At 69.1% G+C, this 20,963-nt stretch carries 28 protein-coding genes; 15 read left to right on the forward strand and 13 right to left on the reverse strand.

The genetic code is table 11. The annotated features are described in order from the left end of the window. Positions 1-38 precede the first annotated feature (38 nt). Together NDI76_RS14840 and NDI76_RS14845 are read left to right on the forward strand one after the other, a co-directional pair. Positions 39-755: a lipoate--protein ligase family protein gene (locus tag NDI76_RS14840; protein WP_310924861.1), complete on the forward strand. Its 717-nt coding sequence runs from the start codon at positions 39-41 to the stop codon at positions 753-755. 58 nt (positions 756-813) lie between these two features. After that, positions 814-2,112, forward strand: coding sequence for a dihydroorotase (locus NDI76_RS14845; protein WP_425498371.1), 1,299 nt, complete (start codon positions 814-816; stop codon positions 2,110-2,112). Between the two features lie 208 nt (positions 2,113-2,320). Here the strand turns inward: NDI76_RS14845 and NDI76_RS14850 are convergent, their stop codons facing one another. After that, positions 2,321-2,656, reverse strand: coding sequence for a DUF7268 family protein (locus tag NDI76_RS14850; protein ID WP_310924862.1), 336 nt, complete (start codon positions 2,654-2,656; stop codon positions 2,321-2,323). A gap of 89 nt (positions 2,657-2,745) precedes the next feature. Here NDI76_RS14850 and NDI76_RS14855 point away from each other — a divergent pair, with 89 nt between their 5' ends. Next, positions 2,746-3,273, forward strand: coding sequence for a DUF7529 family protein (locus NDI76_RS14855; protein ID WP_310924863.1), 528 nt, complete (start codon positions 2,746-2,748; stop codon positions 3,271-3,273). A gap of 18 nt (positions 3,274-3,291) precedes the next feature. On the opposite strand, the gene NDI76_RS14860 is transcribed toward NDI76_RS14855, so the two are convergent. Continuing rightward, positions 3,292-4,056 carry a DUF5806 family protein gene (locus NDI76_RS14860; RefSeq protein WP_310924864.1) on the reverse strand — a complete coding sequence of 255 codons (765 nt, stop codon included), beginning with the start codon at positions 4,054-4,056 and terminating at the stop codon, positions 3,292-3,294. A gap of 120 nt (positions 4,057-4,176) precedes the next feature. Here NDI76_RS14860 and NDI76_RS14865 point away from each other — a divergent pair, with 120 nt between their 5' ends. Then, positions 4,177-4,545, forward strand: coding sequence for a universal stress protein (locus NDI76_RS14865; protein ID WP_310924865.1), 369 nt, complete (start codon positions 4,177-4,179; stop codon positions 4,543-4,545). Beyond that, the gene (locus NDI76_RS14870; RefSeq protein ID WP_310924866.1) at positions 4,542-5,084 is read left to right on the forward strand and encodes a GNAT family N-acetyltransferase; all 543 of its coding nucleotides are present in this window, start codon (positions 4,542-4,544) and stop codon (positions 5,082-5,084) included. The genes NDI76_RS14865 and NDI76_RS14870 overlap by 4 nt, the downstream gene beginning before the upstream one ends. Before the next feature lie 17 nt (positions 5,085-5,101). Here NDI76_RS14870 and NDI76_RS14875 read toward each other — a convergent pair whose 3' ends face one another. After that, positions 5,102-5,560, reverse strand: coding sequence for a universal stress protein (locus tag NDI76_RS14875; RefSeq protein ID WP_310924867.1), 459 nt, complete (start codon positions 5,558-5,560; stop codon positions 5,102-5,104). Positions 5,561-5,686: 126 nt separating this feature from the next. Between NDI76_RS14875 and NDI76_RS14880 the strand changes: the two genes are divergently transcribed. Next, on the forward strand, positions 5,687-6,148 hold the full coding sequence (locus NDI76_RS14880; RefSeq protein ID WP_310924868.1) for a universal stress protein: 462 nt from the start codon (positions 5,687-5,689) through the stop codon (positions 6,146-6,148). 25 nt (positions 6,149-6,173) lie between these two features. Here NDI76_RS14880 and NDI76_RS14885 read toward each other — a convergent pair whose 3' ends face one another. Continuing rightward, entirely contained in the window at positions 6,174-6,626 is a 453-nt protein-coding gene (locus NDI76_RS14885; RefSeq protein WP_310924869.1) for a hypothetical protein, read from the reverse strand. 228 nt (positions 6,627-6,854) lie between these two features. Between NDI76_RS14885 and NDI76_RS14890 the strand changes: the two genes are divergently transcribed. After that, complete coding sequence (locus NDI76_RS14890; protein ID WP_310924870.1) at positions 6,855-8,096, forward strand: DHH family phosphoesterase; 1,242 nt, start codon at positions 6,855-6,857, stop codon at positions 8,094-8,096. A 25-nt stretch (positions 8,097-8,121) separates the two neighbouring features. Here NDI76_RS14890 and NDI76_RS14895 read toward each other — a convergent pair whose 3' ends face one another. Further along, complete coding sequence (locus NDI76_RS14895) at positions 8,122-9,195, reverse strand: DUF7972 family membrane protein (protein ID WP_310924871.1); 1,074 nt, start codon at positions 9,193-9,195, stop codon at positions 8,122-8,124. A 186-nt stretch (positions 9,196-9,381) separates the two neighbouring features. Here NDI76_RS14895 and NDI76_RS14900 point away from each other — a divergent pair, with 186 nt between their 5' ends. Beyond that, positions 9,382-9,771 carry a hypothetical protein gene (locus NDI76_RS14900; RefSeq protein ID WP_310924872.1) on the forward strand — a complete coding sequence of 130 codons (390 nt, stop codon included), beginning with the start codon at positions 9,382-9,384 and terminating at the stop codon, positions 9,769-9,771. 53 nt (positions 9,772-9,824) lie between these two features. Then, positions 9,825-10,040, forward strand: coding sequence for a DUF4177 domain-containing protein (locus NDI76_RS14905; protein WP_310924873.1), 216 nt, complete (start codon positions 9,825-9,827; stop codon positions 10,038-10,040). Between the two features lie 16 nt (positions 10,041-10,056). On the opposite strand, the gene NDI76_RS14910 is transcribed toward NDI76_RS14905, so the two are convergent. The 3 genes from NDI76_RS14910 to NDI76_RS14920 form a co-directional block, all read right to left on the reverse strand. After that, positions 10,057-10,554, reverse strand: coding sequence for a DUF5807 family protein (locus NDI76_RS14910; protein ID WP_310924874.1), 498 nt, complete (start codon positions 10,552-10,554; stop codon positions 10,057-10,059). A gap of 97 nt (positions 10,555-10,651) precedes the next feature. After that, positions 10,652-11,086, reverse strand: a complete 435-nt coding sequence (locus tag NDI76_RS14915) for a DUF7112 family protein (RefSeq protein WP_310924875.1) — start codon at positions 11,084-11,086, stop codon at positions 10,652-10,654. A 12-nt stretch (positions 11,087-11,098) separates the two neighbouring features. Next, a complete protein-coding gene (locus NDI76_RS14920; RefSeq protein WP_310924876.1) occupies positions 11,099-11,509 on the reverse strand; it encodes a 30S ribosomal protein S6e in 411 nt (136 codons plus the stop codon). Between the two features lie 134 nt (positions 11,510-11,643). Here NDI76_RS14920 and NDI76_RS22620 point away from each other — a divergent pair, with 134 nt between their 5' ends. Then, on the forward strand, positions 11,644-11,778 hold the full coding sequence (locus NDI76_RS22620) for a DUF7129 domain-containing putative zinc-binding protein (RefSeq protein ID WP_425498372.1): 135 nt from the start codon (positions 11,644-11,646) through the stop codon (positions 11,776-11,778). 48 nt (positions 11,779-11,826) lie between these two features. Here the strand turns inward: NDI76_RS22620 and NDI76_RS14925 are convergent, their stop codons facing one another. Both NDI76_RS14925 and NDI76_RS14930 read right to left on the reverse strand, forming a co-directional pair. Beyond that, positions 11,827-12,960, reverse strand: a complete 1,134-nt coding sequence (locus tag NDI76_RS14925) for an aminopeptidase (protein ID WP_310924877.1) — start codon at positions 12,958-12,960, stop codon at positions 11,827-11,829. A 64-nt stretch (positions 12,961-13,024) separates the two neighbouring features. Continuing rightward, complete coding sequence (locus NDI76_RS14930; protein ID WP_310924878.1) at positions 13,025-13,423, reverse strand: CBS domain-containing protein; 399 nt, start codon at positions 13,421-13,423, stop codon at positions 13,025-13,027. Positions 13,424-13,577: 154 nt separating this feature from the next. On the opposite strand from NDI76_RS14930, the gene gnd reads away from it, so the two are divergent. Continuing rightward, positions 13,578-14,474: a phosphogluconate dehydrogenase (NAD(+)-dependent, decarboxylating) gene (gene gnd / locus NDI76_RS14935; RefSeq protein ID WP_310924879.1), complete on the forward strand. Its 897-nt coding sequence runs from the start codon at positions 13,578-13,580 to the stop codon at positions 14,472-14,474. Positions 14,475-14,501: 27 nt separating this feature from the next. On the opposite strand, the gene NDI76_RS14940 is transcribed toward gnd, so the two are convergent. Next, positions 14,502-14,675: a hypothetical protein gene (locus tag NDI76_RS14940; RefSeq protein WP_310924880.1), complete on the reverse strand. Its 174-nt coding sequence runs from the start codon at positions 14,673-14,675 to the stop codon at positions 14,502-14,504. Positions 14,676-14,777: 102 nt separating this feature from the next. On the opposite strand from NDI76_RS14940, the gene NDI76_RS14945 reads away from it, so the two are divergent. Then, on the forward strand, positions 14,778-15,548 hold the full coding sequence (locus tag NDI76_RS14945) for a sulfite exporter TauE/SafE family protein (RefSeq protein ID WP_310924881.1): 771 nt from the start codon (positions 14,778-14,780) through the stop codon (positions 15,546-15,548). 31 nt (positions 15,549-15,579) lie between these two features. On the opposite strand, the gene NDI76_RS14950 is transcribed toward NDI76_RS14945, so the two are convergent. Beyond that, positions 15,580-15,777, reverse strand: a complete 198-nt coding sequence (locus tag NDI76_RS14950; protein ID WP_310924882.1) for a hypothetical protein — start codon at positions 15,775-15,777, stop codon at positions 15,580-15,582. A gap of 119 nt (positions 15,778-15,896) precedes the next feature. Beyond that, a complete protein-coding gene (locus NDI76_RS14955) occupies positions 15,897-16,751 on the reverse strand; it encodes a sulfite exporter TauE/SafE family protein (RefSeq protein WP_310924883.1) in 855 nt (284 codons plus the stop codon). A 200-nt stretch (positions 16,752-16,951) separates the two neighbouring features. On the opposite strand from NDI76_RS14955, the gene NDI76_RS14960 reads away from it, so the two are divergent. The 3 genes from NDI76_RS14960 (at position 16,952) to NDI76_RS14970 (ending at position 20,946) form a co-directional block, all read left to right on the forward strand. Continuing rightward, positions 16,952-18,226 carry an Nramp family divalent metal transporter gene (locus tag NDI76_RS14960; protein WP_310924884.1) on the forward strand — a complete coding sequence of 425 codons (1,275 nt, stop codon included), beginning with the start codon at positions 16,952-16,954 and terminating at the stop codon, positions 18,224-18,226. A 124-nt stretch (positions 18,227-18,350) separates the two neighbouring features. Beyond that, on the forward strand, positions 18,351-18,938 hold the full coding sequence (locus NDI76_RS14965; RefSeq protein ID WP_310924885.1) for a 2Fe-2S iron-sulfur cluster-binding protein: 588 nt from the start codon (positions 18,351-18,353) through the stop codon (positions 18,936-18,938). A 589-nt stretch (positions 18,939-19,527) separates the two neighbouring features. Continuing rightward, positions 19,528-20,946, forward strand: coding sequence for an MATE family efflux transporter (locus NDI76_RS14970; protein ID WP_310924982.1), 1,419 nt, complete (start codon positions 19,528-19,530; stop codon positions 20,944-20,946). The last annotated feature ends 17 nt before the right edge of the window (positions 20,947-20,963 follow it).

Consider the following 20,963-nt stretch of genomic DNA (forward strand, 5'->3'; position numbering starts at 1 on the left):
ACCGAGAGGGCTTAGGCGCGTCGGGTCCTGTCTCGACCATGAGCGGCACAGACGCCGGTGCGACCGTCCGCGTCGTCCGCGGGCGCGCGACGACTCGGGAGGCCGACCGGACGGTGACGGAGCGTCTGCGCGAGGCGACCGGCGAGACGGGCGAACCGGGGTTCCGCGCGTGGACGCCGCACCGGCAGGTGGCGTTCGGTCGTCGCGACGCGCGCGCCGAAGGATACGACCGGGCCCGCGAGGCGGCCGAATCTCGCGGCTACCCGACCGTCGAGCGGAGCGTCGGCGGGCGCGCCGTCGCCTACACCGGCCGGACCGTGGCGTTCGCTTCCGCGGTCCCCGTCGGCGAGGGGCGAAACGGACTCGACGACCGCTACGAGACGGCGACGACGGCCGTCGTCCGCGCCCTCCGCGGCCTCGGCGTGGCCGCGCGACGAGGGGAACCCCCCGACTCGTTCTGCCCGGGCGCACACTCCGTGCAGGCGCACGGGAAGCTATGCGGCATCGCTCAGCGCGTCCGCCGCGACGCCGCCCTCGTCTCCGGCGTCGTCGTCGTCGCCGACCGCGAGGAGGTGGCGGCCGTCCTCGAACCCGTCTACGAGGCGCTGGGCGTGCCGTTCGACCCCGGTTCGGTCGGCAGCGTCGCGGGCGGCGGCGGTCCGGCCGACGCGGAGCGGGTCTGTCGCGCCCTCGAAGACGCCTTCGTCGGCGACGCGGGGCGACGGGTCGAGGCAGCGGACGAGGTCGGAGCGTAGCGACCGGACTCCGACGGCAACCGCGGGGCTTACCGTCCCCCGCGCGGGACGAACGGGTATGTCACTGCTCGTCACCGACGCGACGCTGGCCGACGGCCGCGTGCGCGACGTCCGAGTCGAAGGCGAGACCGTCGCCGCCGTCGAGGAGTCGCTCGACCCGCGCGAGAGCGACCGCGTCCTGAACGCCTCGGGGAAGATGCTGTTCCCGGGCGCCGTCGACCCGCACGTCCACTTCCGCGAACCCGGCTTCTCGCACAAGGAGACGTGGGCGTCCGGGTCCCGGAGCGCCGCCGCGGGCGGCGTCACCGTCGTCGCAGACCAACCGAACACGACGCCGCCGACCGTCTCGGGCGAGGCGTTCGACGGCAAGGAGGCGCTGGCGGCCGAGTCGGTCGTCGACTTCGGAATCAGCGGCGGCGTCACGCCCGAGTGGGACCCCGATTCGCTGTTCGACCGCCCGCTGTTCGCGCTGGGAGAGGTCTTCTTGGCCGACTCGACCGGCGATATGGGTATCGAGGCGGACCTGTTCGCCGACGCGGCCGAACGGGCCGCCGAGGCGGGCGTGACCGTGACCGTCCACGCCGAGGACGCAGACCTGTTCGACGAGTCGGCGCGGGACAGAGACGCCGGCGGGATGGGCCGAGCGGCCGACGCCGACGTGTGGAGCCAGTACCGCGCCGCGGAGGCGGAGGCGGCGGCCGTCGAACGCGCCGCCGAGGTGGGCGCCGAATCGGGCGCGGACGTCCACATCGCCCACACCAGCACGCCCGAGGGCGTCGACGCCGCGACGGCCGGCGGCGCGACGTGCGAGGTGACGCCGCACCACCTCTTTCTCTCGCGGGAGGACGCGACCGAACTGGGAACGTACGGCCGGATGAACCCCCCGCTCAGGAGCGAAGAGCGGCGCGTCGCGATGTGGAAGCGCCTCGTCGACGGCGAGATAGACGCCGTCGCCACCGACCACGCGCCGCACACGCGCGCCGAGAAGGACGTCGGCCTCTGGGACGCCCCGAGCGGCGTCCCCGGCGTGGAGACGATGCTACCGCTCCTGTTGGAACGGGCGCGGAGAGGCGAGATATCCTACGAACGCGTCCGCGACGTGACCGCCGCGAACGCCGCCGAGATATTCGACCTGCCGTCGAAAGGTCGAATCGAGGTCGGCGCCGACGCGGACCTCGTGCTGTTCGACCCCGAGAAGAGCCGAGAGATTCGCGGCGAAAACCTGCACTCGAACTGCGGGTGGACGCCGTTCGAGGGGATGCGCGGCGTCTTCCCCGAGACGACGGTCGTCCGCGGGCGTATCGTCTACGAGAAAGGGTCGTTCGAGGACGTGAACGGCGAGAACGTCCGCGACTGAGCGCGGCGAGGCGGGTGGGCGAACTGCCGGCGACTGCGAGTCCCGAGTCGGGTGCCGGACTGCCGCGGACGACTCGGGGCCGAAGCTATAGTAGCGTCTGCAACTGATTACTCATCCGACCGCACGACGGCTTGCGGTCGAGTGAGTGAAGACTTGCAGCCGCTACTATACGTCACGACGGGGGGTGGCCCCGTCCTCCCTTATGAACTTACGCGAGAAGCACACCGAGCGTCGCCGCCGCGGCCATCACGCCCGCGCCGAACCCGCCGACGCGGGCCATCGCCCGACGGAAGTTCGCTCCGGTCCGAGCTAATCCGGCGTCGGGACGTCGACGCCCCGACCCGACTCCCCGGGCGGCGAATACCGCCCCCGACCAGCCGAGGAATCCGACGCCGAAGAACAGGGCGCCGAACAGGATTGCCGTGTCCGCGCCGTCGGCGACGCCGGAGAACGCGGCGGCGACGACGAGGGCCGCGACGCCGGCGAGGAGGCCGACGAGGAACGCCCCGCCGGCGACGCGCGCGCTACGAGGGAACGGTACCATGGTTTGAACTCCCCATCCTCGCGTCCAAATACGTTCCCACTTCGTCCGGAGCGGGAACGTTTTCGTCTCCCGCGGGCCGAAACGAGAGCGTGGACGAACCGAACCGGAGACCCGACCGCGGGCGAAGTTCGTCCGAGTCGCACCCGCGTTCCGACGCGCGGGCGTTCTGGGACGCCGTCGTCGACGAGATGGAGGTGACGGCGGCAGCGTACCGCGACGCCGGGTGGGCCGTCACCGAACTCCACCCCGGCGAGGTGCGGCCGGTGCCGGCGTACCTCGACACCGGCGGGACGGACCGCACCGGACTCGACGTGCTGGTCCCCGCCGAGGAGTTCGAAACGGTCCAGCGCCTGGTGGAGGCGAGAAGCTTCGACGCCCACGACGCGTCTCGCGTCGCGGACGGAGAGACGGTGTTCGCCGTGGTCGTGATGCGGGACGGGTCGGCCGCCGAGGCCGTCGCGGTTCCGGTGTACTACGCGTCGGCGGCCGCGGCACCGATGCTCGAACGGGTCGACGCGCACGGCGAACTGCATCTGTCCGTGCGGTCGCCGTCGGCCGACGGGCGGGTCGAGTTCGCGCTGGAGAACCTAGAGTCACCGCTGTTCGACGGGGAGTGACCGGAGGAGGAGTCTCGCTCAGTCGGCGCCGTCGGCGCCGGCGTCCGCGCCCTCGGACTCGGACTCGGACTGCGCCGTCTCCTCGCGCCGCAGGTCGGCGCTGGCGTCGCGCACCTCGCGCATGACGCTGGAGATGCGCTCTTCGGCTTCGAGTTCGTCCTCCACCGAGAGGTCGACGCCCTCGACTTCGAGGAGGAACTTCGCCACCTCGGTCACCTCGTACATCAACTCGTCCAGTTCCTCCGCCGTGAAGAAGCCCGACATCGCGCCGTAGAGGAACGTCGCGCCCGCCTTCTGCACCTTCCCTTCGAACGACGAACGGGCCTGATTGACCGCCTGCGGCGAGTAGGTGTCCGTCATGAACGGGACGAGTTCGGGAAGGTTCTCGCCGATTTTCGTCATTTCGACGCCCGTCTCCGTCCGAAAGTCAGAGCAGAGGCGCGCGATAGCCCACTCGCGGGCGGTGATGTACGTCCGGTCGCGCAGGAACTCGTTGACCCGGTCGTACTGCGCGCCGTCCATCTTCTTGAAGCGCGCGTACTTCTGCACGTCGCGCGGAATCTCGGGGTCGGCCGCCCCCTCGGAGGCGGACCCCTCGGCGGGGTCGCCGCCGGCGTCCGCCGTCGCCTCCGCCCGCTCAGTCGCTCCGGTCGTCGATTCCGACTCCGATTTCGACTCCGACTCCGACTCGGACGCTGCGTCGCTCCCCGTCTCCTCCGTCCCCCCCGCCTCGGCGCCGGGCCGGTCCTCGCGGTCCGCCGCCGTCGGGTCGTCCTCGGTCATACCGCGGGGTATCCTTGCGCGGCGGAAAAGCGTTCCGTCGGCGACGCCGGGCGGTCGGTCGCCCCGAACGCCGCCGCGGACGGGGAACTGTTTTTTACCGCGGCCGCGACACCACGTCCCATGAAGGTGCTCTTGGGCGTCGGCGGGAGCGAGGACTCGATACGGGCCGTCGAGCAGACCGTCTCGCGGGCGGCCGCGGCGGGCGACGAGTTGACCGTCGCCGTCGTCGAGAACGACGACTCCGACCGGACGCGCGAAGAAATCGAGGCGCGAGTCGAGGAGATTCTCGCCGACGCGGGCGTCGAAGCCGAGATACGTCACTTGGAGGGCGACCCCGGCAGCAGACTGGTCGACACCGCAGAGGAGGAGGACTTCGAACAGATCGTCATCGGAGGCGGGCAGACGAGTCCGATGGGGAAGATAAACCTCGGGAGCATCGCGGAGTTCGTCCTCCTGAACTCCCACGTGACGGTGTCTCTGGTCCGATGAGCGAGTCACGCCGCTACCCCGACGAGGTCGCCGGCCCGTTCCAGGCCCCGCCGTTCACGTTCGAGGACCGCGAGGGGCGCGACATCGAGATTCGACCCCACGACGGGAGCGACGAGGAGTTCGAGGCGTTGGTGGAGATGTACACCGCGTTCGACCCGGCCGACCGCGCGCAGGGCATCCCGCCGGGCCAGGAGCGCCGCATCCGCGATTGGCTGGACAACATCCTCGGAGAGGGCTGTCTGAACGTCGTCGCGTGGGACGGCGAGGACGCCGCCGGGCACGCGACGCTCGTCCCCGACGGCGACGCCTCCGAACTCGCCATCTTCGTGCTGCAGGCGTACCAGGAGGCCGGAATCGGGACGTACCTCATGGAGGTGCTGTTGGGCCACGGCGCGGAGAACGGCGTGGAGAAAGTGTGGCTGACCGTCGAGCGGTGGAACCGCGCGGCCGTCAGCCTCTACAAGAAGATGGGGTTCGAGACGAGCGATTCGGAGAGCTTCGAGTTGGAGATGACGCTCCGCCTCGCCGAGGCCGAGTAGCGGAGAGAGCGCGACGCCTACACCGACAGCACGGGTTGGCTAGCGTACAGGAGGACGTACTCGGCGGCCTTCGCCAGCACTTCTCCGGGGTCGCCCGACATCGGTTCGCGCGGGACGACGATGAAGTCCGCACTCAGCGCCTCGGCCGTGTCGAGGATGACGCTGCCCGGGTGGCGGAGTTTCGACTGCGTGGAGAAGCCGTAGGCGACCGAGGTGGCGACGTCGACGCCGTAGCGCGCGGCGAAGTCGTCGGCGGTCCGTTCGATGGCCGCGCTGTCGGCCGCGACGTCCTCTTCGTCCACGGCGCCGTTCTCGATGGCGCGGACCACGTCCTCGCCGAGGACGTGGACGGCGTGGACCGTCGCGTCGTACTTGGCGGCGACGGCGGTGGCGTGTTCGACGGCGCTCGTGGACTCCTCGCTCCGGTCGACCGGGACGAGGACGAGATTCACGTCCAACGGACGGCGGTCAGTCATACGGGAGGATGAGACGGCCGCCGTCAAAAAGACCTACCCCGCGGGCTGGCGGTTCGGACGCGCGGTCAAGCGAGGACCCGCGGACGCGACTATGGTTTTAAGCCGCCCACCGCCGTAGCGCCGCGCATGTTCGACACCATCGTCATCGCGACGGACGGGTCCGAGAGCGTCCGCCGGGCCGTCGGCGTCGCACTCGACCTCGCCGACCGGTTCGACGCGTCGGTCCACGCGCTGTACGTCGTCGACGCAGGCGAGGTGGACTCCTCGCCGGACCGACTCCGCGAGGAGATGCGCGAGGCCCTGACCGAACGCGGCGAACGCGCCCTCTCGGAGGTCGAAACCGAGACCGACCGGCCGGTGACGACGGCCGTTCGGGAGGGGCGCCCGGCCACCGTCGTCGGCGACTACGCCCGCGAGGTGGACGCCGACGCGGTGGCGATGGGGACGCGCGGCCGACACGGCGAGAACCGCTTTCTCATCGGCTCCGTCGCCGAACGCGTTGTCCGCACCTGTCCGGTCCCGGTGCTGACCGTCCGGCAGTTGGCGAAGGACGAAGAGGGGCCGACCGGGACGCCCGAGTCTGTCTGAGCAAGCGCACGCGGGGAACCGTCCGTCACTCCGGGGACACGTCGCCATCGGCGGCCGACTCGTTCGGGAGACACAGCGACCGCGCGACGACGTGCAGCAGTCCGCACCCGACGCCGACGAGCGCGAGCGACCGGAGGAGACGGATTTCGCCGCCGTACCGGGCGTGCGCGTAACCGGCGAGGACCGCTACGGCCGCGAGGGCGAGGAGCGCCCGCGTCGCGCCGAGCGTGAACCGGTCGACGCTCGGTATCGACAGGGCGCGGTAGCGGGCGAGTTTCCCGACGGTGTCGAGTCCGAACGCCCCGGCGATGATGAGGACGCCGCCCCAGACGACGGCGCCGATGTCGACGGCCGCGCCGAGGGCGAGCCAGCACGCCCCGCCGGACAGGACGAGGCGACCACGCCCCTCGACGAAGCGCGGGTCGATTCGAGCCGCCGGGTCGTCGTCGGTCGTCCGGGCCGCGTCTGTCTCGGTCATGGTGTGGGACGGCGCTCGGGGACGCGGGGAGTCCGAGGCGGCGTCGGCGGTCCGTCTCGGAGCGGTCGCGTCCGTCGTCTCGACACGCGGCGGCGCGGGGGATGAACGCTGCTATGAGCGGTACGGAGCGGTACGTACGGCTCACCAGTCGCCGCTCGTCGCTCGTCACCGGAGACACCCAGTAGCGGAGACCACCGACTCTTTCACCCCCGCTCCCCTCGCCCCGGTATGGAAGACGAACTCATCGACAGTTCCCGCCTGTCGCTCTCGCGGAAGTCGCAGTTGCCCGGTGCGGGCTTTTTCTACCCGGACTCGCTGGACGAGGACCGCGCCGAAGAGCGGGTCGCGGAGGCCGTCGAGGACGCCGAGGCCGTCGTTATCGCCGACACCGACGCCGACGGACTCGGCTGCGTCGCGCTGATTCGGGAGATGTACGGCGCCGCCCTCGACGCGGCGACGTTCGAGGACGAGGTGGCCCGCCGCGTCGAGCGCTGGGAGTCGGAGGGGCCGATGGACGACGAGGAGGAGGCCGAGGCGGAGGAGGTCGACGAGGACCCGCCGAAGTCGACCGTCGCGCTGGTCGGCGCGGGACCGTACTCGCTGGACGAGGCGCTCGAACGGGTCGCCGAGTACGCCCCCGAGGATATCGACGCCTACGTCTGCGACCTCTGTCCGGACGAGTACGAGTGGGTCGAAGACGAGTTGGACGCCCTGCTGGACCGCGCGTCGTCGGTGTCGTGGTACGACCACCACCAGTGGGACGAAGAGGCCGCCGCGGCCGTCCGCGAAGCGGGCGTCGACCTGGTGGTCGGCGAGTCCGACGAGGAGTGCTCGACGGACGTGACGCTGCGCTCGTTGGACTACGAGTTCGGCGAGCGGTGGGCCGAACTCGCGGAAGTGACCCGCGACCACGACCTGTGGCTGAAGGAGGACGAGCGGAGCGACGACCTCTCGGATTACGCCTACTGGGTCAGCCCCGAGGAGTACGTCACCGTCGTCGGCGCCTACGGCGTCGACCTGCCCGGGATAGTCGAGCAGTTCGTCGAACTCCGGCGCGTGGAGAAAGAGGAACTCATCGACGCCGCCCTCGACCGCGCGGAGATGAAGCGCGTCGGTCCGTGGACGGTCGGCGTCACCTACGGCCGGTGCTCGCAGAACGAGGTGGCCGAGGGCCTGCGCGAACGCGGGGCCGACGCCTCAGTCGTCGTCAAACCGGCCGGCAGCGCCAGCATCCGCGGCTCCGACGACTTCGAGCGCGCCCACGAGGTAGCCCGACAGGTGAACGGCGGCGGCCACCCGAAGGCCGCGGGCTGTAAACCGGACATCTACGACGACATGCTCGACTACGCGCACCACTGGACGACGAACGGCGCGGCGACGAAGCGCGTCATCCTCGCGGCGTTCGAGCGGGTGGCCGAAGCGGTCGAGGAAGAGGCGGACGAGGACGAGGGCGTCGACACGGAGCGGTAAACGTCGAACCGGCTCCCTCGACGCCTTATCGCTGCGAGTCGCGGAGGATGAACGGGCCGATGGCGAGGGTCCGCTTCGCGATGGTCGCGATACGCGCGATGTAGGAGATGAGGAGCAGGAAGGGAAGCGACGTGATGGCGAACGCCGCGGAGGTCACCCAGATGAGGTTCGGGACGCCGAGCACCGTTCCCGAGAGCGCGCTCCCGCCGAGGTACGTCGTCACGAACCCGGCGGTGATGAGCGCGGGTACGGAGAGATAGAGGATGTTCTGCGAGAGGCTGATGAGTTCCCACTCGAAGTACAGCGTCTTGATGTGCTCGCGGGCGGGGCCGAACATCGAGAGCACGGTCTTCAGGTCGTCGAGTACCATCTCCGTCTCCTGACTGATGGCGTCCCTGTGTTCGTTCGCGATGCGTTCGATCTGGAACACCTTCCAGCCGTAGTTGTAGTCGAGGGCCGCGGAGACGACGGTGTAGGAACCGAACTTCCGCCCTTCGAGTTTGTCTTCGGCGGCGTCGGCGTTCTCCACGAGGCTGTTCGTGAACTCGTCGACCTCGCCGCGGAGGTCCTCGCTGTCGCTGTCGGCGACCGATTCGCGGAGGTCCTTCGCGTAGTCCCTGCTCTCTAAGATGATCGCCCGGAGGAACGCCGAGGGGTCGGCGGGCGTCGGCGACCCGATCATCTCCTGGGTGTACTCCCGGAAGTCCATCGTGTTGCTCATCCGCTCGCGCTGGTCGCCGAGCGGACCGTTCTCCTGGGAGATGATTATCTGCGAGATGGTCAGCGTGAGCGTGACGCCGGTGATGATGGCGCTGATCATCGTCGAGAACACCGTCTCGACGGTGTCGGCGGTCAGGGCGTCCGTGAGGTAGTACTGGTAGTAGAACGTCCCCCCGAAGACGAAGACGCCGAAGATGAGGAGCGCAAGCATCGTCGTGATGAGGAGTCGACTGCCGTCGAGCACCAGCCACGTCTTGACGCGCGTCTCGCCGCTGCGTTCGCGCATCGTGTTCGCGGTTCCGATGTCGTCGACGCTCGACTGGTTGAGATTCGGGTCCTCCGCGCGAGTGTCGATGGTGTCCGAGGAGTCGTCACTCATCGCGGCATCGCCTCGCAGCGCTCTCGTCTGTGTTCGTCCATGGCGATAGAAGTCAGTAGAGTTCTCACCGGTGAGCGGCTTTACCGTTGTCGCTCAGGCACCGTTCGCCGGTTCTTTTCGAATATAATCGGAGTCTCATATTACGGTCGAAGGAGTGATATAAGCGTCCCGTGAAAGGGAGAGGGAATGAATTCGAATCGGCGACTGTGCGCCGTTGCTGCCGTCGCGTTGCTGGTCGTCACCGCGGGATGTCTCACGGTGAGTCCGTCGATCAGTTCGGCCGACGACTCGGCGGTGTTCGAGCGGGTCTCGACGGTCAGCGAGTGGGGGACCGCGTCGGTACAGGGGTCGGTGACGCTCACTCCCACGGCGACGACCGAGATGGGCGTCACGCGCCTCAACGTCATCACGTCGGGCGGGAAGTCCTTCTACACGACGACGGTGGACGCCGGCCAGACGTCCGTCTCCCTCCCGATACCGACCGAGACGCGGTCGCAGATCGTGGCGGTGAACACCGTCAACGGAACCGTCGTGGAGACGTACAACGTGACCGTCGACGGGACCAGATATCCGTAGGCGCAGAGGCGTCCGGTCGGAGTAGCTATCCGCCTCCGGCCGCACGTTCGGACGTGAACCGACGGAGAGACGACCGCTGGGAGTACGAGACGCTTCGGGTGCCGCGCGAGGCGCTAAAAAAGGAGTCCGCGAACCCGAAAGACGAAATAAACGAGTTGGCCGCCGAGGGCTGGCGACTCGTCGAGACGATAGACTACACCGGCGGCGGAACCAAGTTTCTGATCTTCGAGCGCCCCGCCCGCGACTCGTCCGATCCCGATTCCGAGTGAGACGTCGGGGTCGCCGCTACTCGTCCGCGTGGACGGGTTCGGTGCCGCCGGGTTGCACGCCCGTCTCCTCCTCCTCGTCGACGACCCACTTGTCCGAGTAGTTCGCGCCGCAGGCGCAGTGGGCGTAGGCGTGGATTACCTCGCCGCGGGCGTAGAGGCCGCCGACCTCCTCGTTCTCCGCCTCTGAGAAGGCGAAGATGAACTCGGTGCGGTGGTCCTCACCGTCGTCGCCTTCGCCCTCCTCCCCCGCCTCCGGGCACTCGCCGCCGCCGAGGTCGCGGTGGACGTGACCGTCCCGTTCCATCGCCGTGCGCGAGAACTCCATGGCGTCCATCCCGGTGCCGGCGGAGAACGCGCTCCGACCGTCGTCGCCGTCGACGACGAGCACGTAGCCGTCCTCGACTTCCTCGCCCAGACGGCGAAGCTTCCCGTCGCTGTCGAGGTACTCGTCGGTCAGAAACAGCGCCACGTCCTCGTGGCGGTCGCCCGCGAGGAACTCGTCGAGTTTGCTCATAGGGGGAGAATGCCGACGGAGCGATAAAAGTCGCCTGCACTCCGTTTCGTCCCCGTCCGTTCGCGCCGCACCGCCCGACCTCTCGGGCCGCCTCACCTCACTCGTCGCGTCCGAGCGACTCGGCGATGTCCGCCAGCGACTCGTTCGGCCGGTCGGGGACGGTGTAGACGACGCGCTTGCCGGGTTCGCGCACGCCGTAGCAGTAGCCCGCGTCGAGTTCGTCGACTTCGACGGCCGACCCGGGGCCGCGGCCCGTCTTCTCGCACCACTCGACGAGGCGATTCTCGCCGTCGCCGGGCGTCCGCGCGAGGCGCTTGTTGTCGTAGGCGCCGCGGAGGAGACGGCCGGAACTGTCGGCGACGACGCGGGCGTGGTATAGGTCGCCGCCGAGGGAGAGGCGGATCAGGTCGCCGTCCGCGACGGCCGCCTCGTCCGGGAGGCGGAGGCAGGGACGGCGAGTGCCGCCGCTACGCGCGATTTTCGCGCGGTGCGACGACACCGAGTCGTGGTCGCTGGGGACGCGTTCCGACACGGTGGGGGGCGGTTACTCTTCGTCGTCTTCGGCGTCCTCGTCCGCGTCGCCCTCGCCGAGAGCGTCGGCCACGTCGCCGCCGTCAGTGACCTTGACGTTGACCTGCGCCGTCTCGTCGGAGACCTGCCGACCGCGGACGGTGACGCGCTTTCGCTCGCCGTCGCGAGAGGGCTTGTACCCGACGCCGCCCTCGAGGAGGAGTTCCTTGAGGTCGGAACCGGCGACGTTCGCGCGCATCGGACGGCCCGCCTCGTCGGACCCGCCCGTGATTTCGAGCGTGAAGCCGTCGAGGCCGACGGCGCCGCCGTCGACTTCGTCGCCGATGTCTCGGCCGAGGAATCGGTTCGCGTCCTGTCCGTCGACCTCGAACTGGTGGGTGTCACCCGCGTCGGGGTCGGAGACGACAACCTGGAATTCTGCCATGGGTGGATTCAAACGACAGCCGGTAAAAAGTACGTCGAAAGATCCTGCGCCGTCTCAGACGCGGTTCGTGCGTCGAGTGAACGTGTAATGTGGGAATAGATAACATTGAACACGAAGAGGCGCGTATACTCCGTATGGGCGAACCGTTCGATAGGTCTCGGTGGTACGAGTGTACGAGTTGCAACTTCCGGTCCGAACCGGGCGACCCGACGACGATGTGCCCGCGGTGCGGCAGACAGATGCACAACGTGTCTCGCGCGCAGGAGTGAGATACGGTCCGCCGCGCGGGGGTCCGTCGGGTGGTCACCGGCCCGAACTCAGCGCTCGAACCCCTGCTCCCAGCGGAAGACGCCGTCTCGCTGAACGACCTCTCCGTCGACTTCGATGCGCGAGTCCTCGCTCACGTCCGTAATCATGTCGACGTGGACGGCCGAGTCGTTACCCGCCTCGCCCTCGGGGAGGCAGGCGTCGTAGGCGCGGCCGACCGCGAGGTGGACGGTATCGCCCATCTTCTCGTCGAAGAGGATACTGTCGGTGAAGCGGTCGATGCCGCGGTTCATCCCGATGCCGAGTTCGCCGAGACGGCGCGCCCCCTCGTCGGTGTCGAGGACGTCGCCGAGGGCCGCCTCGCCCGACTCGGCCGCGAAGTCGGTCACCTCACCGTCCTCGAACGTCAGGCGGACGTCCCGAACGCGCGTGCCGTTGATGGTCATCGGCACGTCGAAGAACGCCTCGCCCTCGGGGTCGTACGGCGCGGTGAACACCTCTCCGGAGGGCAGATTGTGCGAGTCGTAGGCGACGGAGGCGGCGGAGTTGACCGCGGTGCGGCCCTCGATGGACATCGTGAGGTCGGTGGTGCGAGACGGTCCAGTACTACCGTCTCGTTCGGTGGTCTCCTCTTTCACGAGTCTGACCTCGGACCCCTCGTCGAGCACTTCTTTCATCTCCGCCATCTCCTCGGCCAGCGCCTCCCAGTCGCGGAGGACGGCGTCGTAGACGAACTCGCGGTACTCCTCGTACGACATCCCGGCCTGCTGGGCGAGCGACCGGGTCGGGTGGACCGTCGACACCCAGTCGGTGTTCATGCGCGCCTCGCGGACCGATTCGGCGGCGCGAGCGGCGGCCTGCCGCGTCTCGCCGGGGACGTCGGCGGTGGCGAACGTGTTGCGGCCGCCGCCGAGGAAGAGGACCGAATCGGCGTTCTCGTAGAGGGCGAGTTCGTGTCCGGCCGTCTCGAACTCCCCGTCGTGCGCGCGGAGGTAGGCGCGAGAGACTTCGTCGGAGGCGTACGTGGTGACGACGTTCGCGCCGCGGTCGCCCAGTTTCTCGGCGACGGCGACGGCGAGTTCGTGCGCGCCCTCCGCGACGCTCACGACCACGTCGTCGCCGGCGTCGATGCGGGCGCTCCAGTCGACGAGCACCTCGGCGTGCTCTCGGATTTTCGGGTCCATGGCGGCGGTTCGGCGGGGAGGCAAAAAACGGTCGCGTCTGCGGGAGAGGGGTGTGACCGCGGCCTCACTCCAACAGGTCGAGGAGGGCGTCGAACTCGCGGGCGTAGGCGGCCAGCACGTGCTCGAAGGTGACGATGCCGACGTACTGGTCGTCGTCGTCGACGACGACGGCCTCTCGGACGCCCTCCCGACCGAAGACGGCGACGAGGTCCGCGCGCGTCGCGGCGCGCCGAATCGTCACCGGGTCGTTTTCCAGAAGGTCGCCGACGAACTCCTCGCGTAAGTCGTCGCCGGCGACGACGGCCCGACCGAGCGTCGCCGGGGTGACGACGCCGAGCGGACGGTCCTCGTCGAGGACGACGACGGCGTCGTCGCCACCTCGACGCATCGCCGCCGCGACGTCCGCGACGGGCGTGTCCGGTGCAGCGGTCGGTGCGTCGGTTCTGAGGAGTTCGTCGAGCATCGTTCGTGAGATACAGTGGCACGGTACATAGGCGCGTCGGGGGGTGTCGGGGGCGAGACAGAAACGAACCGACGGAGACGGGCGGCGGAGGCCGGGAGGAGAGCGCGTCCGTCGAATCGGAACCACTACCTCCCCCGCGGATGGACGCCAACGCATGCAGATAGGTGTCGTCGGACTCGGGCGGATGGGACAGATAGTCGTGAACCGCGTGCTCGACGCCGGACACGACGTGGTGGCGTTCGACCTCTCGGAGGAGGCGACGGCCGCCGCGGCCGGGGCGGGAGCGACGGCCGCCGACAGCCTCGAAGACCTCGCGGACCGACTCGGCGAGGAGAAGCGAATCTGGCTCATGGTGCCGGCGGGCGACGCGGTGGACGCGACGCTCGACGAACTCGGACCGCACCTCGGCGCCGACGACGTCGTCGTCGACGGCGGCAACTCTCACTTCGAGGCGTCGGTCCGCCGCGCGGAAACGGTCGAAGCGGCCTACCTCGACTGCGGCACCTCCGGCGGGCCGGCGGGCGCCGAACTCGGCTTCTCGCTCATGGTCGGCGGCCCCGAGTGGGCCTACGAGGCGATGACGCCCGTCTTCGACGCCGTGGCGACCGGGCCGGACGGGCACGACCGGATGGGGGCGGTCGGGTCGGGTCACTACGTGAAGATGGTCCACAACGGCGTCGAGTACGCCCTCATGCAGGCGTACGGCGAGGGCTTCGAGTTGCTGGCGAACGGCCGCTACGACCTCAACCTCGAATCCGTCGCGAAGACGTGGAACAACGGCGCGGTCATCCGCTCGTGGCTGCTGGAACTCTGCGAGGAGGCCTTCCGGGAGGAGGGGGCGGACCTCGGAACCGTCGCCGACCACGTCTCGGGCGGGTCGACGGGCACGTGGACGGTGCAGGAGGCGCTCGAACAGGAGGTGCCGGTGCCGCTCATCTACCAGGCACTCGCCGAGCGCTTCGGAAGCCGCGACGACGCGCGATTCTCGCGCCGGTTGGCGAACCGCCTGCGCTACGGGTTCGGCCGGCACGAAATCGTCCGGGAGGAGTGAGTCGGGGACCCCGGCGGCGACGCCCCGCTACGCCCCGCCGCGCTTTTCCACCCGAAACACGCGCGTCTCGGGGATGTAAATTGAGACGGGCGTCTCGCCCTGCTGTCGAATCACCCACGCGCGGCGGGTTTTGTCGTACTCGACGGTCTCCGCCTCGTACTCGACCACGCCCGACCCGTCGTCGTACACGATTTTCGCCATGACGGGGAGACGACGAGCGACGAGAAAACCGTTCGGTCGGGGACGCCCCGCCCGGCGCCGCGAATCAGGAAGGCTTTCCGCCGGACGCGTCTGAAACGAGACGTGCTCTTCGGTCTCGCCGCGTCCACGATGGTTCTGTTCGCCGTCGTCGGGTTCCTCGCCGGCGTCGGCATCACGGCCATCGGTCCGGGCGGCGTCTTCATCACCATCGCGCTCGCGCTGACGGCCGCGTCGCCCGCGGTCGTTGCGGGGACGGCCGGGGCGACGAACATCGCGGCGGGGCTGCTCGGCACCGCGGTGTACGTCCGCTCGGGCGAACTCCGAACCGCGGCGGGAACGCGGATGGCCGTCGCGCTCAGCGTTCCGGGCGGAATCGGCGCCCTCGTCGGCAAGCGAATCAACGCGCTCGTCTCCGCCGCGGAGTTCTCCGTCCTGCTCGGCGCGTTCGTCGTCTTCGCCGGCCTGCTGACGTGGTATCGGGAGCGCTACGGCGCCGGTCGGGCGTCCGTCGACCCCACTACCCGGTCGGGAGCGCTGGCCGTCGGCGTCGTCGGGTTCGCCGTCGGCGTCCCCGGCGGCCTGCTCGGCGTGGGCGGTCCGGTGCTGGCCGTGCCGCTGCTGATAGCGCTCGGCGTTCCCCTGCTGCCGGCGGTGGCGGCCGCGCAGGTGCAGTCGGTGTTCGTCGCCGCCCCGGCGACGGCCGCCTACCTCCTCGACGGTGCGGTGTCGGTGCCGCTGGTCGCGCTCATCGCCGTGCCCGAACTCGCGGGCATCGTCGTTGGATGGGGCGTGGCGCGACGGATCGAACCCCGGATACTGAAAATCGCGCTCGGCGGCGTGCTCGTGGCGCTCGGAGTGTACCTGATGGTCTGACGCCGCCCGCGGCGTCCCCGCGCCGCCCCTTTTACTCCTCGTCGGCGTCGTCCCCCATCGAAAGTCCACTCACGGTGGCGTCGGACCCGTCGTACGGCTTCGGCGGGAGGCCGGTCCGCGAGAGTCGACGGGGAGAGTCGGCGGTTCGCGCCCGCAGGCGCGTTCGCACGTGTCGGCCGAGCGCGGAACGCGCGCTCCGGACGGACTGTATGCACGAGGCGAGTTGCATCGTTCGTCCGAACCTCGCTGCGGTCCCTACGAGAATCTGTCGGACGAACGCGCCGCGACGCCGCGTCGACATGGGCGACGCTCCGTCGACGGGTCCGCCGACGGCCGACGGCCCGATGCTCACCCGAAGAGCACGTACGCCCCGGACAGGACGAGGGCGACCGAGAGCGCCAGCGAGAGCGGGCGCTCCGGGAGGACGTGGGCGACCCGCCAGCCGAGGGCCGCGCCCGCGAGTTCCGGGAGGCCGACGGCGAGGACGAGGGCGGGTTCGACGGCGCCGCGGAGCGCGAACCCCGCGGCGCCGACAAAGGAGAGCAGCCCCGAGACGACCTGTCCGACGCCGATGGCGACGAGCAGCGGAACCCCCAACAGCACGAGGGCGGGCACGACGGCGGCGAGGCCGCCGATGCCGAGCAGGCCGCTAACGAGGCCGACGACGGCGCCGATGGCGACGAACGACGCCCGTCCGGTCGCCGTCTCCGGGTCCACCTCGACGACCGACGGGAGACCCACCAGTTCGCGGTAGGCGACGACGCCCCCGACGACCGCGACCGCCGCGCCGAACAGCGTCTCGACGGTGGCGGTGGGGAGCCAATCGTTGAGGAGGACCCCGCCGAGGACGCCGACGCCGCTGCCGACGCCGAGGAGCGCCGCGAGCCGACGGCCCCCACCCCGCAGTTCGCCCGAACGAACGTAGGAGTAGCTTCCGAGCGCGCCGGTCGCCGCGAACGTCGCGAGCGCGGTGCCGGCGACGGCCTCCGAGGGGAGGTCCGTGAACGCGTAGAGCGCGGCGGTGACGAAGACGCCGCCGACGCCGATACCGGTGTTCCCGACGCCCGCGAGGAAGGCGACGACGACGAGCGACGCGAGAACCGGGGGAGAAAGCGAGGCGACCATCGGGAGGAGTTGCGGCGTGCGCCGGGAAAATCCGACGGCGGGTGGCCGTCGAATCGACTGAGAGCGGCTGAGAGTCACTCGCACGTCCGTCAGCCCACGGATTTAACCGTATCAAGCGAGATTATATTTTGTAGTGATTTCGCGGGAATATATGCGATTCGTGAGTCGTAGCGCCGAGCGTCTGCGCCGTCGACCCTCGCTCCACCGATGGTCGCCGCGTGGCGGACGCCAAATCAAACGCCGTCGGGGGACGGCGCGGAAACAGCGGGGGAGCTGAGATGGGGGCGACTTCGCAGGGCAGACTGCGAGACACCGTGAGCGGCTTCTTCCAAGAGTACGGGCTCGCGTTCGTCATGGTGGCGAGCTACTTCGGCTCCGGGTCCGTCTTCATCGCCTCCTCGGCCGGCGTCCGGTACGGCTACACCCTCGCGTGGGCCGTCGTCGGCGCCGCGCTGCTGGGCTTCATGGGACAGGACATGAGCGCCCGACTGGGTATCTTCGGCGAGTCGCTGATGTCGTTCATCCGGTCGAAACTCGGACAGACCGGCGCGCTCGTCGTCGCGGTGCTGCTCTCCGTCGGCTGTGTGGCGTGGGCGCTCGAACTCACAGCCGCCGTCGGCAAGGGCATCTCCATCCTCATGGGCGGCGCCGTCGGCTGGATGCCGCTGGCCGTCCTCACCGGTCTGGCCGCCATCGTCACGGGCGTTCTCAACTACGAGGGCATCGAGCGCGTCATGACGGCGATGATGCTCGGTCTCCTCGTCATCTACCTCGTCGTCGCCGGCGCGAGCCAACCCGACGTCGGCGCGCTGGCGTCCGGGTTCGTCCCCGCGCTCGGTACGTTCGGAGAGGCGGCCGTGCTCACGTCCGCCGCCGGCATCGTCGGCACGACGGCGCTGTGGCCGAACTTCTTCCTCGAATCCAACCTCGTCTCCGAGAAGGGATGGACGGAGAAGGCCGACGTCTCGACGATGCGACGCGACCTCGGAATCGGCTACACGGTCGGCGGCGTCACGACCATCGCCATCCTCGTCGCCGCCGCGGCGGTGCTCCGGCCGGCCGGCTACACGTCCTTGGAGACGTTCATCACCCCCGGTCGCGCGCTCGCCGACGTGCTCGGCCAGTGGGCGATGACGCTGTTCCTGCTCGGCGCCGTCGCGGCCGCGTTCAACAGCATCATCCCCATCATGTGGGCGCCCGCGTACATGATCCAGAACGCCCGCGGGAAGGACGTCGACAGCGCGAGCCGGGACTTCAAGATCATCTACGCCATCGGAACGGGAATCGGCTGTCTGTCGCCGCTGGTCACGATATTCTTCGGGCTGAGCGTCGTCGACATGATCCTCCTGTTCCCGGCGTACAACGGTATCGTCGGGCTTCCGGTGACGGTCATCTTCCTCTTCTGGGCGCTCAACGACTCGGAGACGATGGGCGAAGAGACGAACAGTCTCGCGCTGACGGCCGCGAACCTGGTCCTCGTGGTGTTGGCCATCTTCCTCTCGGCCACCTCCGCGCCCGGGTTCTTCGAGACGCTCACCACCGGCGGGTTCTGACCCGTCGGCGCGAACCGCGGTCCGTCGTCCCCGCCCGTTCGGGACGACAGCGAACGGCCACAGACCGCCCGTCCGGGTGAGGACAATCAAAATTCCCTTAACCCATGACTCCGTAGCCGCCGACATGGTCGAAATCAGTCTCTTGGGGCTGGGGCTCGGCGTGACCCTGACGCTCCTCGCCGCCGCTCTGCACTTCTCGCGCGGGACGGCGTGGACGCCCACCGCGGACATCTCACAGGACGTCCTCGAACGCCGGGCGAGCACCGTCCCCGAGACGGACTTCCCCGAACCGATGAACCGCTCTATCGGCGGCGGCGGCGTCGCCGCGGGCGCCGTCGGCGACGGCGAAGAGGGCGGGGAACTCGAAGGCGAGGCCGAAGAGGAGTCGACGAGTCCCGCCGACATCCCCGAGGACGAAGTGGAGTACTTCGAGGTGGAGTTCGCAAAGCAGGGCAGCACCATCGAAGTCGCCAACAACCAGACGCTCTTGGAGGCCGGCGAGGACGAGGGCTGGGACATGCCGTACGCCTGCCGACAGGGTCAGTGCGTCTCCTGCGCCGGGCAGGTCACCTCCGGCGGCAACTCCGAGGACTACGTCACCCACGACGGCCAGCAGATGCTCGACGACGGCGAACTCGACGAGGGGTACACGCTCACCTGCGTCGCCTACCCGAAGGCGGACCTCACGCTCGAAACCGGCGAAGCGCCCTGAAACCGTTTCCGACCGCTCTCGCCCCGATACGACGCGTTCTCCGGTCGAACTCCGACGCTGCGTCTTCGCGTTCTGGCCACGTTCGTACCGGCCCATCCACCATACAGTCTCTTTTCGAATAATATCATAAAAAGTCAAAGTCCAGTAGAAGAGTTATTTTCGTCGTGGAGACAAACCCTTCTCGTCTCGACGACGAGGTGTACGAGTACATCGAGGCGCAGAGTCGGCCCACGGAGACGTTCGCGGACACCGTCTCCGACTCGCCCGTCTCTGCTCGGACGCCGAACTCGCCGAACTGCTCGATTCGGCGGACGTGGAGGCGATTCGCGAAGTCGTCGGCGGAGCGAACGCCCCCGACGACGGAAGCACGAAGAGCGCCTGAGACGCCGCGGGAGGCGGAAGTTCCGTTCGGGAACGGAGCGGTCACGGAGCGAAGCGTCGAAGTGAACCGGTCGTGTTTCGATTCGAAACATCCGGCCGTCCGTTCCCGTTTCGACGGGTTAACAAGAAGTTACGTTGTCCTACACGTTCAGTGCCTCCAACATCGCCCGACGGTGCGTCGCTCACCGAGGGCGACCTGAAGCGACCGATGTTCGCGCTCGCGTGGCCCATCATCGTCACCGAGTTACTGCAGGTCGCCTACAACCTCGCCGACACCATCTGGCTCGGTCGCCTCTCGACGGACGCGGTCGCCGCCATCAGCCTCGCGTTTCCCCTCATCTTCCTGCTCATCTCTATCGGCGGCGGCTTCACCGTCGCGGGCACCATCCTCGTCGCGCAGTACACCGGCGCAAAGCGGGAGGGTTCCGCCGGCACCGTCGCCGGACAGACGTTCTCGTTCATCATCGCCATCGCCGTCGCCGTCGGCCTCCTCGGGTTCTTCGCGACGGACCTGATGCTCGGCGTCCTCCCGAGTTCCGCCGCGACTGCCGGGCAGGTCATCCCGCTGGCCGGCGACTACATGCGGGTGTTCTTCCTCGGCCTCCCCTTCCTGTTCGGCTTCTTCGTGTTCTCCTCGCTCATGCGCGGATACGGCAACACGCGCGCGCCGATGGTCGTGATGTTCATCAGCGTCGCCATCAACGTCCTCGTCGACCCCATCTTCATCTTCGGCTTCCAGAGCAATCCCCTGTTCGGGATGCTCGGCGTCCCCGGTCTCGAAGCCTCGCTGTTCGCCGCCACCGGCTTCGAGGGCTACGGGGTGACGGGCGCCGCCGTGGCGACGGTGCTCTCGCGTCTGGTGGCGACCGCCATCGGTCTCTACATCATCTTCTGGACCGACGCCGGTCCGGACATCTCGATGGGCGATTTCGTCCCCCAGCGCGAGTACATCGAGAAAATCGTCCGCCTCGGCGTCCCCAGCGCCCTCGAACAGTCCGCCAGCGCCCTCGGGTTCATCACCCTGACCGCGATGGTCGTCACGTTCGCTCCCGAGGTGGTCGCCGCCTACGGCCTCGGCAACCGCCTCACCACGCTCGTCTTCCTCCCCGCTCTCGGGTTGGGCCGCGCGACGGACACCATCGTGGGGCAGAACCTCGGCGCGGCCAAACCCGACCGGGCCGAACGGGCCGTCTGGTTGGCCGCGAAGGTCGGGGCCGCCGTCATGCTCGTCATCGGCGTCGTCGCCTACATTTTCGCCGAACCCATCGTCGGCGTCTTCATCGGCACCGGCACCGAATCGGCGGCGAGAACCATCGAACTCGGCGCGGAGTACGTCCGCATCCGCGCCTTCGAGTTCGGCTTCATCGGCGTCCTCCAGACCGTCCTCGGCGCCTACCGCGGCGCGGGCAACACGAAGACCGCGCTGGCGTTCTCGCTGTTCGCCCTCTGGGTCGGCCGCGTCCCCATCGTCTACTACCTCGCCTTCGTCCGGGACTTCGGCGAGACGGGCATCTGGATCGGGATGGCCGTCGGGCAGATGCTCGGCGCCGTCGCGGCCACCGCGTGGTTCACCCGCGGGACGTGGAAGCAGTCCGTCATCGACCGCGGCGACGCCGCCTCGGAGTGAGCGTTCTTCTCCCGTTT

This window comes from Halogeometricum sp. S1BR25-6 (genome assembly GCF_031624495.1).
GTDB classification, from domain to species: domain Archaea; phylum Halobacteriota; class Halobacteria; order Halobacteriales; family Haloferacaceae; genus Halogeometricum; species Halogeometricum salsisoli.

Excerpts from the sequence above, each read along its gene's own strand:
- NDI76_RS14840 (WP_310924861.1), top strand. The coding sequence starts at position 39 with ATGAGCGGCACAGACGCCGGTGCGACCGTCCGCGTCGTCCGCGGGCGC.
- NDI76_RS14845 (WP_425498371.1), top strand. The coding sequence starts at position 814 with ATGTCACTGCTCGTCACCGACGCGACGCTGGCCGACGGCCGCGTGCGC.
- NDI76_RS14850 (WP_310924862.1), bottom strand. The coding sequence starts at position 2,656 with ATGGTACCGTTCCCTCGTAGCGCGCGCGTCGCCGGCGGGGCGTTCCTC.
- NDI76_RS14860 (WP_310924864.1), bottom strand. The coding sequence starts at position 4,056 with ATGACCGAGGACGACCCGACGGCGGCGGACCGCGAGGACCGGCCCGGC.
- NDI76_RS14865 (WP_310924865.1), top strand. The coding sequence starts at position 4,177 with ATGAAGGTGCTCTTGGGCGTCGGCGGGAGCGAGGACTCGATACGGGCC.
- NDI76_RS14870 (WP_310924866.1), top strand. The coding sequence starts at position 4,542 with ATGAGCGAGTCACGCCGCTACCCCGACGAGGTCGCCGGCCCGTTCCAG.
- NDI76_RS14875 (WP_310924867.1), bottom strand. The coding sequence starts at position 5,560 with ATGACTGACCGCCGTCCGTTGGACGTGAATCTCGTCCTCGTCCCGGTC.
- NDI76_RS14880 (WP_310924868.1), top strand. The coding sequence starts at position 5,687 with ATGTTCGACACCATCGTCATCGCGACGGACGGGTCCGAGAGCGTCCGC.
- NDI76_RS14885 (WP_310924869.1), bottom strand. The coding sequence starts at position 6,626 with ATGACCGAGACAGACGCGGCCCGGACGACCGACGACGACCCGGCGGCT.
- NDI76_RS14890 (WP_310924870.1), top strand. The coding sequence starts at position 6,855 with ATGGAAGACGAACTCATCGACAGTTCCCGCCTGTCGCTCTCGCGGAAG.
- NDI76_RS14895 (WP_310924871.1), bottom strand. The coding sequence starts at position 9,195 with ATGAGTGACGACTCCTCGGACACCATCGACACTCGCGCGGAGGACCCG.
- NDI76_RS14900 (WP_310924872.1), top strand. The coding sequence starts at position 9,382 with ATGAATTCGAATCGGCGACTGTGCGCCGTTGCTGCCGTCGCGTTGCTG.
- NDI76_RS14910 (WP_310924874.1), bottom strand. The coding sequence starts at position 10,554 with ATGAGCAAACTCGACGAGTTCCTCGCGGGCGACCGCCACGAGGACGTG.
- NDI76_RS14920 (WP_310924876.1), bottom strand. The coding sequence starts at position 11,509 with ATGGCAGAATTCCAGGTTGTCGTCTCCGACCCCGACGCGGGTGACACC.
- NDI76_RS22620 (WP_425498372.1), top strand. The coding sequence starts at position 11,644 with ATGGGCGAACCGTTCGATAGGTCTCGGTGGTACGAGTGTACGAGTTGC.
- NDI76_RS14925 (WP_310924877.1), bottom strand. The coding sequence starts at position 12,960 with ATGGACCCGAAAATCCGAGAGCACGCCGAGGTGCTCGTCGACTGGAGC.
- NDI76_RS14930 (WP_310924878.1), bottom strand. The coding sequence starts at position 13,423 with ATGCTCGACGAACTCCTCAGAACCGACGCACCGACCGCTGCACCGGAC.
- gnd (WP_310924879.1), top strand. The coding sequence starts at position 13,578 with ATGCAGATAGGTGTCGTCGGACTCGGGCGGATGGGACAGATAGTCGTG.
- NDI76_RS14940 (WP_310924880.1), bottom strand. The coding sequence starts at position 14,675 with ATGGCGAAAATCGTGTACGACGACGGGTCGGGCGTGGTCGAGTACGAG.
- NDI76_RS14950 (WP_310924882.1), bottom strand. The coding sequence starts at position 15,777 with ATGCAACTCGCCTCGTGCATACAGTCCGTCCGGAGCGCGCGTTCCGCG.
- NDI76_RS14960 (WP_310924884.1), top strand. The coding sequence starts at position 16,952 with ATGGGGGCGACTTCGCAGGGCAGACTGCGAGACACCGTGAGCGGCTTC.
- NDI76_RS14965 (WP_310924885.1), top strand. The coding sequence starts at position 18,351 with ATGGTCGAAATCAGTCTCTTGGGGCTGGGGCTCGGCGTGACCCTGACG.
- NDI76_RS14970 (WP_310924982.1), top strand. The coding sequence starts at position 19,528 with ATGTTCGCGCTCGCGTGGCCCATCATCGTCACCGAGTTACTGCAGGTC.